Source organism: Streptomyces sp. NPDC044921, assembly GCF_056432865.1.
The window spans coordinates 56,395-72,110 of the sequence record NZ_JBWKIF010000005.1; the positions used below are offsets into that span (position 1 = coordinate 56,395).

Consider the following 15,716-nt stretch of genomic DNA (forward strand, 5'->3'; position numbering starts at 1 on the left):
CTCGCGGGAGTCCTCGCGGTGGGACACATGCCGTATGGCATCGATCGCCCGCGTCCCCTCCGTCCCGGCGCCCGGGGACGCCGCCGGACTCCGCGCACGGGCCCGGGGCGCACTGCTGGGCCTGGCCGTCGGTGACGCCCTCGGAGCGCCGGCCGAGAACATGAAGCCGTCCGAGATCCGCGCGCGGTGGGGCCGCATCACGGGCTACGTGGCCGAGAAGCCGGCCGGCACGGACGACACCGAGTACGCCCTCTTCTCGGCCCTCCTGCTGGCCCGGCACGGCTCCGCGCTCACCCCGGCGCACGTCGAGGCGGCCTGGCACGAACTGATCGCCGACCGCGACGAGGGCCCCTTCCGGGGCGCCGGCTTCAGCGAGCGCGGCACGCTGGAGAATCTGCGCCGGGGCCTGGCCGCGCCCATCTCGGCCCAGCACCGGCACGCCTGGAGCGACGGCCTGGCCATGCGCGCGGCCCCCTTCGGGGTGTTCGCGGCGGGCCGCCCGGCGGAGGCGGCCCGACTGGTCGCGATCGACGGCTCGGTGAGCCACGACGGCGAGGGCATCTACGGCGGCCAGGCGGTGGCGGCGGGTGTGGCGGCGGCGATGGCCGGCGCCCCGCCGACCGCCGTGGTGGCCGCGGGCCTCGCGGTCGTGCCCGACGACTCCTGGACGGCCCGCAGCCTGCGCCGCGCCGTGGCGGTCGCCCACCGCGGCGAACGCGCCGTCCGCTCCGCGGTCGTCATCGGCGGCTACCCCTGGACCGACCTGGCGCCCGAGGCGGTCGCCCTCGCGTTCGGCGCGTACGCGGCGGCCGACGGCGACTTCGAGCAGTCGGTGCTGACCGCGGTGAACATGGGCCGCGACGCGGACACGACCGCGGCGGTGGCGGGGGCGCTGGCGGGCGCCACCCGGGGCGTCTCGGCCATCCCGGCGGCCTGGGCGGCGGCCATCGCCCCGGCGCGGGGCTCCTGCCTGCCGGCGATGGCGGGCCACCACGTCCTGGAGGTGGCGGACCTGCTGACCCCGGCGGTGCCCGGCACGGAACCGGGCCCGGCGGACTTCGTCCTGGCGGCGGGCGACGGAACGGAGGCCCCCGCATGACGGCACACGAACTGGCGCCCCACGGATCGGCGGGAGCCGACCGCACCACCCCACCCACGCCAGCACCCCTCGCGGCCGCCGACGGCGACGCCGCCCCGCAGCAGGCCGGAACCCCGCGGGCCGGCGTGACGGACCCGGCGCGGACGGGCGGCAGAAGGACCGAGGGCCTCCTGCTGGGCCTCGCGGCCGGCGACGCCGCCGGCTGGCCCGCCGCCCGGCACCGGGCCGCCCGCATGCCCGACTGGACCCGGCGCCTCACCCGCGAACTCGACACCTTCGCCGAGCACAACGCGACGACCACCCTGCCCGTCCCCATCGCCCTCAACCAGCCCCCCGAACCCCTCCGCCTCGGCCCCTCCGACGACGCCGAGTGGGCGGCCTTCGCCGCGGAGGCCCTGCTGCGCGCGGGCGACGACACCGTCCTGAACGACCTCGGCCGGGACCGCCGCACCCGCGCCGCGATCGACCTCACCTGGAACGCCGTCGCCTGCGAGGTCGCCGCCGCGGCGGACCGCGCCGCCGAGATCGAGTCCGCCGTCCTGCCCCTGCGCGCCCGCATCTCCGTCCGCGCCGGCCTCGGCAACCTCGCCACGGGCCTGCGCCCGCCCGCCACCGGCCACGACAACCCGCACTACTTCGACGACGCCGCCTGCGTCCGCGCCTGCGTCCTGGCCGTGGCCCACCCCGGCGATCCCGGCCGCGCCGCCGATCTCGCCGAGTTCGACGCCCGTTACACCCAGGACGGCGACGGAGTCCACGGCGCCCGCGCGATGGCGGCCGCCCTCGCCCTGGCCCTGGCGGGTGCGGACGTGAACGCCTGCGTCACCGGTGCCCTCGCCGAGCTCCCCGAGCAGACGGAGATCGGCCGCAACGCCCGGCACGCCCTGCGGCTCGCCGCCGCCGTGGACGGCGCCTTCGCCCTGGTCCCGCCCCTGGAACACCAGATCGTCGACCACGTCTACAGCTACGGCATCGCCGCGGCGGAGACGGTTCCGGTCGCCCTCGCCCTGGCCTCGGCCGCCCGCGGCCGCATCGCCGAGGCGGTCCCGGCCGCGGCCTGCCTGTCCCGGGTCGCGGACTCCGCCCCGGCCCTGGTGGGCGCCCTCACCGGCGCCCTCGGCGGCGGCGCGTCGATCCCGGCCTCCTGGCGGGACACCTGCCGGACTCTCTCCGGCTGCGTCCTGCCCCGCCTCACCGGCACCGACCTCGTCGAACTCGCCGAGCTGCTGGAAGCCGTACAACCGGCCCGCCCCGGTGGATGATGCGGCCATGGAGCACAAACCTCACCAAAACCGCACACTGGACGAGCGGATCACCGGCGCCCTGGTCGGCGCGGCCGTCGGCGACGCCCTCGGCGGCCCCGTCGAGGGCTACTCGCCCGAGCAGATCCTCGAACGCCACGGCGGACGCGTCCACGGCATCGTCGGCCCCTGGCACGGCGACGACTGGCGCACGGCCCGCCCCCTCGCCCCGTACCACAAGGGCGACGGCCACGTCACCGACGACACCTTGATGACGCACGCCCTGATCCGGGTCTACGCCCGGGTCCGCGACCACCTCGACGCCTACGCGATCGCCGACCACCTGGTCCCCGACCTGATGACCGAGCCGCGCTGGATCCCGGAGCTGGAAACGGAGGCCCTCCTTCTCCACCGCGTCTTCCTCGCCGAGAAATGGCTGGTCACCCGGCTCCACTACGGCCATGCCGACCCGCGCGAGGCCGGCACCGGCAACATCGTCAACTGCGGTGCGGCGATGTACACGGCCCCGGTCGGCCTGGTCAACGCGGCCGACCCGCGCGCGGCGTACGCCGAGGCCCTGGACGTCGCCGGTGCCCACCAGTCGTCGTACGGCCGGGAGGCGGCGGGCGTCCTGGCCGCGGCGGTGGCGGCGGCCTGCACCCCGGGAGCGACCCCGGACTCGGTCGTCTCGGCCTGCCTCGTCCTCGCCAAGGACGGCACGCGCACGGCGATCGAACGCGTCTGCGAAGAGGCCGTCCGCCACACGGAGTTCGAGTCGGCGCTCGGCCCTCTGCGCGACGCGGTCGCCCCCTACGACACGGTCGGCCCCGACTACCGCGCCCCGTCCCTGGGCGCCCGCCGCCCGTCCCGCCTCCACGCGATCGAGGAACTCCCCGTCGCCCTGGGCATGCTGCTCGTCGCCCGGGGCGACTACCGCCACGCGGTCCTCGGCGCCGTGAACTACGGCCGGGACTGCGACTCCATCGCCACGATGGCCGGCGCGCTGGCCGGGGCCCTGGGCGCACCGGTCCCGGAGGACTGGGCCAAGACGGTCGCGGAGGCCAGCCGCCTGGACCTCCGGGAACCGGCCGCCACGCTCACGGGGGTCACCCGCGAGATCTTCGCCCGGGACGTCTCCCGCCGCCGCGCCCACGAACGGGCCTTCGCGTCCCTCGGAGGCCGGGAATGCTCCGACTGACCTGGGTCCAGCCGGAGGACCTGCTCGGCCACGAACTGCGCCAGGCGAGCCAGGACGGCCGCGAGCCGAAGGCGATCGCGGCCCGCTGGCGAGCGGCGGGCGGCCCACCGGCCCCGGCCACCGCGGGCGCCTCCCCCACCCCCGCGTCCCGCTACCTCCGGCAATTGGCGGAAGACCTCCTGGACGAGCTGGCGGACCTGCCCAGCACGCTGGCGGACGACGAACCGACGGACCTGGAGAAGATCAGGGCCGTCTGCGCCGACTGGCCGGAGCCCGCTCCCGCCCCAGCCGTACCGCACCAGCGCCTCGAAGCCGCCTGGCTGGGGCGGGCCGCCGGCTGCCTCCTCGGCAAACCCGTCGAGAAACTGCCCCTGGAGGGCATCCGCCGCCTGGCCAGGTCGACCGGGAACTGGCCCCTGTCCACCTGGTTCACGCAGCGGGGCGTCCCGGAGGAACTCCTCGCCGCACACCCCTGGAACCGCCGCTCGGCAGCGACCTCCCTCGCGGAGAACATCGACGGCATGCCGGAGGACGACGACCTCAACTACCCCTTGCTCAACCTCGTCCTCCTCCAGCGCCACGGCAAGTCCTTCACCACCACCGACGTGGCCCGCACCTGGCTCGACGAACTCCCGGCCGGCCGCACCTTCACCGCCGAGCGCATCGCCTACCGCAACCTCCTCAGCGGCCTGGAACCCCCGCACACCGCCCGTCACCGCAACCCGTTCCGGGAATGGATCGGCGCCCTGATCCGCGCCGACGTCCACGGCTGGACCAACCCCGGCGACCCAGCCGCCGCGGCCGGACAGGCCCACCGCGACGCCACCCTCACCCACACCGCCAACGGCGTCTACGCGGCGATGTTCACGGCGGCCGCCATCGCGACGGCCGCGACCGGCACCGCCGACGTCCACACCTGCCTGCGCACCGGCCTCACGGTCGTCCCCCCGCGCTCCCGCCTCGCCCGGGCCGTCCGCCGGGCCGTCGAACTGGCCCACGAGCACGACGACTTCGACACGGTCGTCGACGCGCTGCACGCCGCCCACGCCGCCACCCACCACTGGGTGCACGCCATCCCCAACACCGCGCTGATCGCCGCCGCCCTCACCCACGCCGACGGCGACTTCACCGGTTCCGTCTGCCGCGCGGTGAGCGGCGGCTGGGACACCGACTCCAACGGCGCCACGGCGGGCGGCATCGCCGGCCTGCTGGCGGGCCACCCGGCGGCGCTCCCCGACCGCTGGACGACCCCGCTGAAGAACCGCCTGTCGACCTCCGTCGGCGACTTCGACGGCATCGGCTTCGACACCCTCGCCCACCTCACCCACCGGGAGACCCACCGCTCATGACCGCCGCCCAGCCCGCGCCCCTCACCGGCCTGCGCGTCCTCGACCTCGCCACCCTCTTCGCCGGCCCGATGGCCGCCACCCTGCTCGGCGACTTCGGCGCGGAGGTCATCAAGGTCGAGCACCCGAGGAAGCCGGACCCCTCCCGCGGCCACGGCCCGTCCAAGGACGGCATCGGCCTGTGGTGGAAGACGCTCGGCCGCAACAAGCGGACCATCACCCTGGACCTGGCCCGGCCCGGCGGCCGGTCCACCCTGCTGCGCCTCGCCGCCACCGCCGACGTGATCGTCGAGAACTTCCGCCCCGGCACCCTGGAGCGGTGGGACCTGGGCTGGCCGGAGCTGTCGGCCGTCAACCCCCGCCTCGTCCTCGCCCGCGTCACCGGCTTCGGCCAGTTCGGACCCTCCGCGCACCGCCCCGGCTTCGGCACCCTCGCCGAGGCGATGAGCGGGTTCGCCGCGATCACCGGCGAACCGGACGCGCCCCCGACGCTGCCCCCGTTCGGCCTGGCCGACGCCATCGCCGGTCTGACGACGGCGTACGCGGTGATGACGGCGCTCGCCGCCCGGGACCGGACGGGCGAGGGCCAGGTCGTCGACCTGGCCCTGATCGAACCGATCCTGGCCGCCCTCGGACCGCAGCCCCTCTGGTACGACCAGCTCGGGCACGTCCAGCCCCGCACCGGCAACCGCTCCCCCAACAACGCGCCGCGCGGCGTCTACCGCACCGCCGACGGCACCTGGGTCGCCGTCTCCACCTCGGCCCAGTCGGTCGCGGAACGCGTGATGCGCCTGGTGGGACGCCCCGAACTGATCGACGAGCCGTGGTTCGCCACCGGCGCCGACCGCGCCCGCCACGCCGACGTCCTGGACGAGGCCGTCGGCTCCTGGATCGCCGAGCGCACCCGCGCGGACGTCGTGGCCGCCTTCGAGAAGGCGGAGGCGGCCGTGGCCCCGGTCCAGGACGTCCGGGACGTGATGGCGGACCCGCAGTACCAGGCCCTGAACACCATCACCACCGTCGACGACCCGGAACTGGGCCCGCTGCGCATGCAGAACGTCCTGTTCCGCCTGTCGGCCACGCCCGGCGCGATCCGCTGGGCCGGCCGCCCGCACGGCGCGGACACCGACGAGGTCCTCACCGAACTCGGCCTGACCGAGACCGACCTCAAGGAGCTGCGCACCGAGGGCGTCCTGTGACGGCGGCCCCGCCGCTCACCTGGCTGTACGCCCCCGGCGACCGTCCGCACGTGGTGGCGAAGGCGCTCACCTGCGGCGCCGACGTCGTCATCGTCGACCTGGAGGACGCGGTCGCCCCCGACCGCAAGGCCTACGCCCGCGACGCCACCGCCGACCTGCTCGGCGACCCGCCACCGGTGCCGGTCCACGTCCGCGTCAACGCCCTGGACAGCCCCTGGGCCGAACGGGACGTCGGCGCGCTCGCCGAGGTCCCGGGCCTGTCCGGCCTGCGCCTGCCCAAGGTGACGTCCGCGGCCGCGATCACCCGCATCGCCCACCGCACGACGGCCGACCTGTACGCCCTGCTGGAGTCGGCCCTCGCCGTGGAGCAGGCCTACGCCGTCGCCACGGCCCATCCGCGGCTGCGGGGCATCGCGCTCGGCGAGGCGGATCTCCGGGCCGACCTGGGCGTCCGGGACGACACCGGCCTCGACTGGTCGCGCTCCCGGGTGGTCGCGGCCGCGCGGGCGGCGGGTCTGCCGCCGCCCGCGCAGTCGGTCCATCCCGACATCCGCGACCTGGAAGGGCTGGCCGCCTCCTGCGCCCGGGGCCGCGCCCTGGGATTCCTGGGACGCGCGGCCATCCACCCCCGCCAGCTTCCGGTCATCGAGCGGTCCTACCTGCCGACCGGCGAGGAGATCGAGCAGGCGGAGACGGTCCTGAAGGCCGCGGCGACGGAGCAAGGGGCCCAGGCCCTTCCCGACGGCCGTTTCGTCGACGCGGCGGTGGTGGCGGCGGCCCGGCGCACCCTGTGCCTGGCGGGCCGCCGCTGACGTGCCGAGGGCGCCCGGTGTCCCGGGCGCCCTCGGTCGGTCGTGGCCTGAAGGCCGTCAGGCCTTCTTGCCCGACCCCGCCTCGTCCCTGGTCTCGCCGGCCCCGGCTTCGTCCGAGGCCTTCGCGCCCTTCTCGTCCCTCTCACCCTCGTCCGGCTCGCCGTCCTTGCCCGCGTCGGCGGTCTTCTCGTCGTCGACGGCGCCGGCGCCGAGGTCCGTGGCGCCCGGCTCCACGACCTCTTCCCGGCCGGGCCGCTTCCGCGCCGACAGCACGAAGTACGTCACCGCGAGCAGGAACACCAGGATGGCGGTCCAGACGTTCAGCCGCACGCCAAGGATGTGGTGGGCGTCGTCGACGCGCATGTACTCGATCCAGGCCCGGCCCGCGCAGTACGCGGCGACGTACAGCGCGAAGGCCCGGCCGTGCCCGAGGCGGAAGCGGCGGTCGGCCCAGATGACCAGGAGGGCGACGCCGACGCACCACAGCGACTCGTACAGGAAGGTCGGGTGGTACGTGCCCGGGACCCGCCCGTCCGCCGAGGACGTGATCTCCAGGGCCCACGGCAGGTCGGTGGGCTTGCCGTACAGCTCCTGGTTGAACCAGTTGCCCCAGCGGCCGATCGCCTGCGCGAAGGCGATGCCCGGCGCGACGGCGTCGGCGTACGCGGGCATCGGGATGCCCCGGCGGCGGCAGCCGATCCACGCGCCCAGCGCGCCGAGCGCGATCGCGCCCCAGATGCCGAGGCCGCCCTCCCAGATCTTGAAGGCGTCCACCCAGTCACGGCCCTCGCTGAAGTACAGCTCGTAGTCCGTGATCACGTGGTAGAGGCGGCCGCCGACCAGGCCGAACGGCACGGCCCAGACAGCGATGTCGGCCACCGTGCCGGCCCGCCCGCCCCGGGCGATCCAGCGCTTGTTGCCGAGCCAGACCGCGACGAAGACGCCGATGATGATGCAGAACGCGTAGCCGCGCAGCGGAACGGGGCCGAGGTACAGCACCCCGCGCGACGGGCTGGGAATGAAGGCAAGTTCCATGGCAAGGTCGACGCTACCGTGCCGGACCGGGCCCGGGGCAGGCGGTCCGGCTACGGGTGCGTAACGGGGGCGGGGGGATGCCCCTACCCCTGGTTCGCCTCCTGCACCATCTGCTTCAGCTTCGCCGGGGTCATCGTCCGGTCCTCGTAGATGTTCTTGCCGTCGAACAGCACGGTCGGCGTGCCCGGGAGATCGCCCTTGTCGAAGGCCTGGTGGGACTTGGCCACCCAGGCGTTGTGGGTGCCGTCCTCGACGCACCTGCGGAAGGCCGGGGTGTCCAGGCCGTCGACCTTGCCGGCGAGCTCGATCAGCTTGTCGTTGTCCGCGTAGGCGTCGTCGACCTCCGCGGGCTGGTTGTCGAAGAGCACGTCGTGGTAGGCGGGGAACTTCCCGGCGTCCTGGGCGCAGGCGGCGGCGTTGGCCGCGTTGCGGGAGCCGCTGCCGCGCATGTTGCCGTCGATGAGCGTGACCAGGTGGTACTCGACCTTGAGCTGACCCGCCTCGGTCAGCTCGTGGATCACCGGCCGGTACGCCGTCTCGAAGGACTTGCAGGCCGGGCAGCGGAAGTCCTCCCACACCGTGAGCGTGGACTTGGCGCTGTCCTTGCCGACCGGGATCGCGAGGCCGTCCTTGCCCTGCGCTCCCGAGGGGGCGACGACCGGGCCCGAGGCCTCGCCGCCGTCGTCCTTGCCGGCGTTGGCCGCGACGACGCCGATCACCGCCGCGAGTCCCAGGACGGCGACGACGGCACCGCCCACGATCAGCGCGCGCCGGCGCTTGTCCGCGGACTTCTGCTTCTCGCGCTCGACCGCCAGCTTCTCGCGGGCGGTGCGCTTTCCCTCACGGTTCTTCTCGCTCACACCCCGGAAACGAACCGGGGAGGCGCAGCGCGCCTCCCCGGCCCCAGGTCCACCCGTACGAGGGACCCGTATGACTTGCGGCTTTTCTACGCCTGCCGGCGCACGCCCTTGGCGAGGTCACCGGCGAGCGCGCGCACGGCCTCGACGCCGGCCGCGTCGTCCGGGGCGTCGAGCATCGCCTTGACGAAGGCCGAGCCGACGATCACACCGTCGGCGAAGCCCGCGACCTCGGCGGCCTGGGCGGGGTTCGAGACGCCGAGCCCGACGCAGACCGGCAGGTCCGTTCCGGTCGCCCGGGTGCGTTCCACCAGGTCCTGGGCCTGTGAGCTGACGCTGGCGCGGGTGCCGGTGACGCCCATCAGGGAGGCGGCGTAGACGAAGCCGCTGCCGGCCGCGGTGATCTGCGCGAGCCGCTCGTCCTTGCTGCTGGGGGCCACGACGAAGACGGTCGCGAGACCGTGCTTCTCCGCGTGCTCCCGCCACAGCGCCGACTCCTGCACGGGCAGGTCGGGCAGGATGCAGCCCGCGCCGCCCGCCTCGGCCAGCTCGGCCGTGAACCGCTCGACGCCGTAGCGGTCGATGGGGTTCCAGTACGTCATGACGAGGATGGGCTTGCCGGTGGCGGCGTGCGCCTCGCGGACGGTGCGCATCACGTCGGCGATCTTCACGCCGCCGCGCAGGGCGATGTCGTCGGCGGTCTGGATGACGGGGCCGTCCAGGACGGGGTCGCTGTGCGGCAGGCCCACCTCGACCACGTCGGCGCCGCCGTCGATGACGGCCTTGACCGCCTCGATGCCGCCGTCCACGGTCGGGAAGCCGGCCGGGAGGTAGGCGATGAGGGCGGAGCGCCCTTCGGACTTCGCCGCGGCGAGGGTGTCGCTCAACAGCCGGATGTTCCCGCTCACTTGGCGTCCCCCTCGATCTCGGCGGTGCCGGAGGCGTCCTCGGCGACCTGGGCGTCGGTGTCGTACAGGCCGAAGTAGCGGGCGGCGGTGTCCATGTCCTTGTCGCCGCGCCCGGAGAGGTTGACCACGATCAGCCCGTCCCTGCCCAGCTCCTTGCCGACCTCCAGGGCGCCGGCCAGGGCGTGGGCGCTCTCGATGGCCGGGATGATGCCCTCCGTGCGGGACAGCAGGCGCAGCGCCTGCATGGCCGCGTCGTCGGTGACCGCGCGGTACTCGCCGCGGCCGGAGTCCTTCAGGTAGGAGTGCTCCGGGCCGATGCCCGGGTAGTCCAGACCGGCCGAGATGGAGTACGGCTCGGTGATCTGGCCCTCCTCGTCCTGCAGGACGTAGGAGCGGGAGCCGTGCAGGATGCCGGGCTCGCCCGCGGTCAGGGTCGCGGCGTGCTCGCCGGTGTCGACGCCGTGGCCGGCCGGCTCGCAGCCGATGAGGCGCACGCCCTCGTCGGGGATGAAGGCGTGGAAGAGGCCGATCGCGTTGGAGCCGCCGCCGACGCAGGCGATCGCGGCGTCGGGCAGGCGGCCGGCGCGCTCCAGGAGCTGGCGGCGGGCCTCGACGCCGATGACGCGGTGGAAGTCGCGGACCATGGCCGGGAAGGGGTGCGGTCCGGCGACGGTGCCGAAGAGGTAGTGCGTGCGGTCGACGTTGGCGACCCAGTCGCGGAAGGCCTCGTTGATGGCGTCCTTGAGCGTGCGGCTGCCGGACTTCACGGCGATGACCTCGGCGCCGAGCATGCGCATGCGGGCCACGTTGAGCGCCTGGCGCTGGGTGTCGATCTCGCCCATGTAGATGGTGCAGTCGAGGCCGAAGAGGGCGCAGGCGGTGGCGGTGGCGACGCCGTGCTGGCCGGCGCCCGTCTCGGCGATGACGCGGGTCTTGCCCATGCGCTTGGTGAGCAGGGCCTGGCCGAGCACGTTGTTGATCTTATGGGAGCCGGTGTGGTTGAGGTCCTCGCGCTTGAGGAAGACCCGGGCGCCGCCGGCGTGCTCGGCGAACCGGGGCACCTCGGTGAGCGCGGAGGGGCGGCCGGTGTAGTTGACCAGGAGGTCGTCGAGTTCCTTGGCGAACTCCGGGTCGTGCTTGGCCTTGTCGTACTCGACGGCGACCTCGTCGACCGCGGCGACGAGGGCCTCGGGGATGAACTTGCCGCCGAAGGCCCCGAAGTAGCCCTCGGTGTCGGGTGTCTGCCCCTCGGGGTCGGGGATGAAGAACTGGCTGGGCATGCGGATACCTCACGGTGAGTGTGTGTGGGATGCACTGATCGCCGTGGGGGCAGGGCTTCGCTGTCGACCGCGGGCCGTAGGGCCGTGTGTGGCCGGTCGCTCGGTTCCCCGCGCCCCTAGCGGGCGCGCTGCCATCGCATGCCGTTGACCTGGCCCGGTTCGTCGCCGATGACGTACCGGACGCGGCGGCCGTGGACCCGGCGGGCGGGCGCGCGGCAGCCGCGGGGGCGGCAGCCGCGCGCGAGGCGGGCGTACCGGTCCACGGTCGTCATCGTGACAGTCATCGGGACAAGCCTAGCGAAGATCAGCTCCGGCCGTGCCGGAGTGCGGGATGTTCGCCCGCCGCCACCAGGTCGGAGACCGCCGTCCTCGGGTCCTTGCCGGTGACCAGGGACTCGCCGACCAGGACCGCGTCGGCGCCGGCGTTGGCGTAGGCGATGAGGTCGTGCGGGCCGCGGACGCCGGACTCGGCGACCTTGACGATGTGGTCGGGGATCTCCGGCGCCACCCGCTCGAAGGTGTTGCGGTCGACTTCGAGGGTCTTGAGGTTGCGGGCGTTGACGCCGATCACGCGGGCGCCGGCGTCGACGGCGCGCTCGACCTCGTCCTCGTCGTGCACCTCGACGAGCGGCGTGAGCCCGATGGACTCGGCGCGCTCGATGAGGGACTCCAGGGCGGGCTGGTCGAGGGCGGCGACGATCAGCAGGGCGACGTCGGCGCCGTAGGCGCGGGCCTCCCACAGCTGGTACGAGGTGACGATGAAGTCCTTGCGCAGGACCGGGATGTCCACGCGGGCGCGGACGGCCTCCAGGTCGGCGAGCGAGCCGCCGAAGCGCCGCTGCTCGGTGAGGACGGAGATGACGGCCGCGCCGCCCGCCTCGTAGTCGGCGGCGAGGCCGGCCGGGTCGGCGATGGCGGCCAGCGCGCCCTTGGAGGGGCTGGAGCGCTTGACCTCGCAGATGACCTTGACGCCGTCACCGCGCAGGGCGGCCGCGCCGTCCTTGGCCGCGGGGGCCTTCGCCGCGCGCTCCTTGAGCTCGTCGAGGCTGACGCGCGCCTGCCGCTCCGCGAGGTCGGCACGGACTCCGTCGATGATCTCGTCGAGCACACTCACGCGAGCGGCCCCCTTCCAGACTCTTGACAGTTCCAGCGACCAGTCGGCACCCGATGGTCACTGCGATGGTATCCGCAGCAAGGCGTAGGCCTCGCATCCGGTTGACGCCGGTCCCACTACCTGGACATACACGAGATGATCAAGGATGGAGCCAGCCACCGAAGGGCAGGTTCCGGACAACCGTGAAGACCAGCAGCAAGGCTCCGAGGCCCCACACCAGGCCGGGGCGGGGGTCGATCCGCAGCGGGCGCCCGCACACGGCGTGGACCACCCATACGGTCCACAGCACGGCGCAGCCCAGATAGCCGAGGACGGCGAACGCGTTGGCGTGCAGGGCCGCCGCGAGGTCGCCGTGGACGAAGGCGTGGGCGCTGCGCAGGCCGCCGCAGCCGGGGCAGTACAGGCCCGTGTGGCGCAGCAGGGGGCAGACGGGGTAGTGGCCGGGTTCGTTCGGGTCCACCGCGCCCACGTAGGCGAAGGCGGCGGCGGCTCCGGCCAGGAGCCCCGCGGGCACCGCCAGGCGTCCCGCCAGACCGTGCGTCACCCGTCGGCTGTCGGCGTTCACGGTAGGCATTGTGCCCCGGACGCGCGTGAGGGGCGGTCCCGGCACCACCCGTGTGCCGGCCGCCCCTCGCGCGGGAACGCGTCGTCCGCCGGGGTCAGCCCTCGGCGCGCGCCGGCTCGCGGTCGCCCGTCATCTGGTGCGGGGCGTGCAGGTCCTTGGGCTGGCCCAGACCCATCATGCGCATGATGCCGCCGACGACACCGCCGAGCAGCACGACCACCATGCCAGCCCAGAAGCCCGCCGGCTGGTCCATCACCATGAAGGCGCCCGCGACGCAGAAACCGATGAAGGCGATGATGACACCGGTCCAGGCGGCCGGGGTGTGACCGTGGCTGCTGCCCGCCATTGCTTGCTCCTCGTTGCTGTGTGCGTGTCTGAGCAGGACGCTCGGGGCCATTGTCCCGCACGCGCGCGGGGACGGTGACCGGGGGTGCGCCCCGGACTCACTCGTGCGGCTCAGGCGCCGGTCGGGTCCTCGCCCCGGTCGAGCGCCTTCCACAGGTCCTCGGGCCGGTCGGGGTCGGCGGCGGGGGCCTTGCGGCGCGGCTGGGGCGTGCCGCCGCGCTCATAGCGGCCGGACATGGCGGGCCACAGCCGGCCGTAGCGCAGTGCGAGCAGCCCGGCCAGCAGGAGCAGCACGCCACCGACGGCGGCGACGTACGGCCAGGCGGTGTGGGTGAGGGTGGCGACGGAGGCGGAGCTGTCGCCGGACGCCCGGGCGGCCTTCTCGTCGAGCGCGGAGCTGTCGGAGGCGCCGAAGAGGGCGGCGGCGACGGTGCCCGCGCCGGAGAGCGCCAGCAGCGCGGCCACGACGACGCGGCCGGCGCGGCGGACGGCGAAGACGGCGACGAGCGCGGCGAGGCCCACTATGGCGAGCGCCGCGGGGACGCCCGTGACGTCGCTGCCGTTGGCGGTCAGCGGGAAGGCGCCGCCGGCCACCCTCGCGGTGCCCTCCGCCCACTGCTGCCGGGTGGCGAGGAGCGCCACGGCCGCGCCGAGCGCGCCGCACAGCAGCGCGGCGGCGAGGCTCAGGCGGCCGGCCCGGGCGGATCCGGCGGCTCGGGAACGGGGGTGAGGTACGGCAGTCACGTACCCCACTATCGCCTGAACCCCGGGCGAACCGTCACCCGGGGGTCATCTCAGGCCTTTCCCAGCCGGTTGGCGGTGTGCACGGCCCGCAGGACGGCGGCCGCCTTGTTGCGGCACTCGGTGTCCTCCGCGACCGGGTCGGAGTCGGCGACGACCCCCGCTCCGGCCTGCACGTACGCCGTGCCGTCGCGCAGCAGGGCGGTGCGGATGGCGATGGCCGTGTCGGAGTCGCCCGCGAAGTCCAGGTAGCCGACGCAGCCGCCGTACAGGCCGCGCCGGGACGGTTCGAGTTCGTCGATGATCTGCATGGCGCGCGGCTTGGGTGCGCCGGAGAGGGTGCCGGCCGGGAAGCAGGCGGTGAGAACGTCGAAGGCCGTGCGCCCGGCGGCCACGCGGCCGGTCACCGTGGAGACGATGTGCATCACGTGCGAGTACCGCTCGATGGACATGAAGTCGACGACCTCGACCGAGCCGGGTTCGCAGACCCGCCCCAGGTCGTTGCGGCCGAGGTCGACGAGCATGAGGTGCTCGGCGCGTTCCTTGGGGTCGGCGAGGAGCTCGTCGGCGAGGGCCTGGTCCTCCCGCGGGGTGGCGCCGCGCCAGCGGGTGCCGGCGATGGGGTGCACCATGGCCCGGCCGTCCTCGACCTTGACCAGGGCCTCCGGGGAGGAGCCGACGACGTCGAAGCCGTCGAAGCGGAACAGGTACATGTACGGCGACGGGTTGGTCGTGCGCAGCACGCGGTAGACGTCCAGCGCGCTCGCCGTGCAGGGCGTCTCGAAGCGCTGGGAGGGCACGACCTGGAACGCCTCGCCGGCCCGGATGCGCTCCTTGATGTCCTCCACGGCCGCCTGGAAGTCGGGGCCGCCCCACAGCGCGGTGTACTCGGGCAGCTCGGAGGGCGGGAGCACGGCCGGGGGCTGGGCGACCGGACGGGCGAGGTCGGCCTGCATGGCGTCGAGGCGGGCCACGGCGTCGGCGTAGGCCTCGTCGACGCCGGTGTCGAGGTCGTTGTGGTTGATCGCGTTGGCGATCAGCAGGACCGAGCCCTCCCAGTGGTCCATGACGGCGAGGTCGCTGGTGAGGAGCATGGTCAGCTCGGGCAGGCGCAGGTCGTCGCGCTCGCCGGGGCCGATCTTCTCCAGGCGGCGGACGATGTCGTAGCCGAGGTAGCCGACCATGCCGCCGGTGAAGGGCGGCAGGCCCTCCTGGTGGGGGGTGTGCAGGGCCTCGATGGTGGCGCGCAGCGCGGCGAGCGGGTCGCCGTCCGTGGGGACGCCGACGGGCGGGGCGCCGAGCCAGTGGGCCTGCCCGTCGCGCGCGGTCAGGGTGGCCGCCGACCGGACGCCCACGAAGGAGTACCGGGACCAGGAGCGGCCGTTCTCGGCGGACTCCAGCAGGAAGGTGCCGGTGCGTTCGGCGGCGAGCTTGCGGTAGAGGGCGACCGGCGTGTCGCCGTCGGCGAGGAGCTTGCGGGTGACCGGGATGACCCTGCGGTCGGTGGCGAGCTTGCGGAACGTCTCGAGGTCCATGGCGGCCGACCCTACTGATCCGCGGCGGCGGGTCCGCCGTCCTTGAGGAGCACGTCCGCGTCGAAGCACGTGCGGGCGCCGGTGTGGCAGGCGGCGCCGACCTGGTCGACCTTGACGAGCACGGTGTCGGCGTCGCAGTCCAGAGCCACGGACTTCACCCACTGGACGTGACCGGAGGTGTCGCCCTTGACCCAGTACTCCCGGCGGCTGCGGGACCAGTACGTGCACCGGCCGGTGGTGAGGGTGCGATGCAGCGCCTCGTCGTCCATCCAGCCGAGCATGAGCACCTCACCGGTGTCGTACTGCTGGGCGATGGCGGGCAGGAGGCCGTCGGCGCTGCGCTTGAGGCGGGCGGCGATCTCCGGGTCGAGGCGGCTGGGCTCGATGGTCATGCCGACCATTGTGCCGCGCGCCGCGGGCGGCACAGGTGGGGTGTCCACT

The 15,716-nt window shown here is 74.4% G+C and carries 17 protein-coding genes; 6 read left to right on the forward strand and 11 right to left on the reverse strand.

Going from position 1 to position 15,716, the window contains the following annotated elements:
• The first annotated feature begins 34 nt into the window (after positions 1-34).
• Genes AC07DA_RS09595 through AC07DA_RS09620 form a run of 6 tightly spaced genes read left to right on the forward strand, consistent with a single transcriptional unit; the run spans position 35 to position 6,895 of the window.
• On the forward strand, positions 35-1,099 hold the full coding sequence (locus AC07DA_RS09595) for an ADP-ribosylglycohydrolase family protein (RefSeq protein ID WP_479126199.1): 1,065 nt from the start codon (positions 35-37) through the stop codon (positions 1,097-1,099).
• On the forward strand, positions 1,096-2,361 hold the full coding sequence (locus AC07DA_RS09600; RefSeq protein WP_479126200.1) for an ADP-ribosylglycohydrolase family protein: 1,266 nt from the start codon (positions 1,096-1,098) through the stop codon (positions 2,359-2,361). The genes AC07DA_RS09595 and AC07DA_RS09600 overlap by 4 nt, the downstream gene beginning before the upstream one ends.
• Before the next feature lie 7 nt (positions 2,362-2,368).
• Complete coding sequence (locus tag AC07DA_RS09605; RefSeq protein WP_479126202.1) at positions 2,369-3,538, forward strand: ADP-ribosylglycohydrolase family protein; 1,170 nt, start codon at positions 2,369-2,371, stop codon at positions 3,536-3,538.
• The gene (locus AC07DA_RS09610) at positions 3,526-4,887 is read left to right on the forward strand and encodes an ADP-ribosylglycohydrolase family protein (RefSeq protein ID WP_479126203.1); all 1,362 of its coding nucleotides are present in this window, start codon (positions 3,526-3,528) and stop codon (positions 4,885-4,887) included. Before AC07DA_RS09605 ends, AC07DA_RS09610 begins: the two co-directional genes overlap by 13 nt.
• On the forward strand, positions 4,884-6,083 hold the full coding sequence (locus AC07DA_RS09615) for a CaiB/BaiF CoA transferase family protein (protein WP_479126205.1): 1,200 nt from the start codon (positions 4,884-4,886) through the stop codon (positions 6,081-6,083). The genes AC07DA_RS09610 and AC07DA_RS09615 overlap by 4 nt, the downstream gene beginning before the upstream one ends.
• Positions 6,080-6,895: an HpcH/HpaI aldolase/citrate lyase family protein gene (locus AC07DA_RS09620; RefSeq protein ID WP_479126207.1), complete on the forward strand. Its 816-nt coding sequence runs from the start codon at positions 6,080-6,082 to the stop codon at positions 6,893-6,895. The genes AC07DA_RS09615 and AC07DA_RS09620 overlap by 4 nt, the downstream gene beginning before the upstream one ends.
• Positions 6,896-6,952: 57 nt before the next feature.
• Here AC07DA_RS09620 and lgt read toward each other — a convergent pair whose 3' ends face one another.
• The 11 genes from lgt to hisI form a co-directional block, all read right to left on the reverse strand.
• The gene (gene lgt, locus AC07DA_RS09625) at positions 6,953-7,930 is read right to left on the reverse strand and encodes a prolipoprotein diacylglyceryl transferase (RefSeq protein ID WP_479126209.1); all 978 of its coding nucleotides are present in this window, start codon (positions 7,928-7,930) and stop codon (positions 6,953-6,955) included.
• Between the two features lie 83 nt (positions 7,931-8,013).
• Positions 8,014-8,790 (reverse strand): DsbA family protein, encoded by a 777-nt coding sequence (locus tag AC07DA_RS09630; protein ID WP_479126211.1) that lies wholly within the window; start codon positions 8,788-8,790, stop codon positions 8,014-8,016.
• Positions 8,791-8,876: 86 nt separating this feature from the next.
• Entirely contained in the window at positions 8,877-9,695 is an 819-nt protein-coding gene (trpA, locus tag AC07DA_RS09635) for a tryptophan synthase subunit alpha (RefSeq protein WP_479126213.1), read from the reverse strand.
• Positions 9,692-10,975: a tryptophan synthase subunit beta gene (gene trpB / locus AC07DA_RS09640; RefSeq protein WP_479126214.1), complete on the reverse strand. Its 1,284-nt coding sequence runs from the start codon at positions 10,973-10,975 to the stop codon at positions 9,692-9,694. The genes trpA and trpB overlap by 4 nt, the downstream gene beginning before the upstream one ends.
• A gap of 116 nt (positions 10,976-11,091) precedes the next feature.
• Positions 11,092-11,259, reverse strand: a complete 168-nt coding sequence (trpM, locus tag AC07DA_RS09645) for a tryptophan biosynthesis modulator TrpM (RefSeq protein ID WP_479126215.1) — start codon at positions 11,257-11,259, stop codon at positions 11,092-11,094.
• Between the two features lie 20 nt (positions 11,260-11,279).
• Positions 11,280-12,089 (reverse strand): indole-3-glycerol phosphate synthase TrpC, encoded by an 810-nt coding sequence (trpC, locus tag AC07DA_RS09650; RefSeq protein WP_094052545.1) that lies wholly within the window; start codon positions 12,087-12,089, stop codon positions 11,280-11,282.
• Positions 12,090-12,228: 139 nt separating this feature from the next.
• Positions 12,229-12,663 carry a DUF2752 domain-containing protein gene (locus AC07DA_RS09655; RefSeq protein WP_479126216.1) on the reverse strand — a complete coding sequence of 145 codons (435 nt, stop codon included), beginning with the start codon at positions 12,661-12,663 and terminating at the stop codon, positions 12,229-12,231.
• Positions 12,664-12,748: 85 nt separating this feature from the next.
• The gene (locus AC07DA_RS09660; protein ID WP_311687732.1) at positions 12,749-13,000 is read right to left on the reverse strand and encodes an HGxxPAAW family protein; all 252 of its coding nucleotides are present in this window, start codon (positions 12,998-13,000) and stop codon (positions 12,749-12,751) included.
• Between the two features lie 110 nt (positions 13,001-13,110).
• Complete coding sequence (locus AC07DA_RS09665) at positions 13,111-13,752, reverse strand: TIGR02234 family membrane protein (protein ID WP_479126217.1); 642 nt, start codon at positions 13,750-13,752, stop codon at positions 13,111-13,113.
• A 41-nt stretch (positions 13,753-13,793) separates the two neighbouring features.
• Entirely contained in the window at positions 13,794-15,275 is a 1,482-nt protein-coding gene (locus AC07DA_RS09670; RefSeq protein WP_479126219.1) for an anthranilate synthase component I, read from the reverse strand.
• An 11-nt stretch (positions 15,276-15,286) separates the two neighbouring features.
• Positions 15,287-15,676, reverse strand: a complete 390-nt coding sequence (hisI, locus tag AC07DA_RS09675) for a phosphoribosyl-AMP cyclohydrolase (RefSeq protein ID WP_479126711.1) — start codon at positions 15,674-15,676, stop codon at positions 15,287-15,289.
• Positions 15,677-15,716 lie beyond the last annotated feature (40 nt).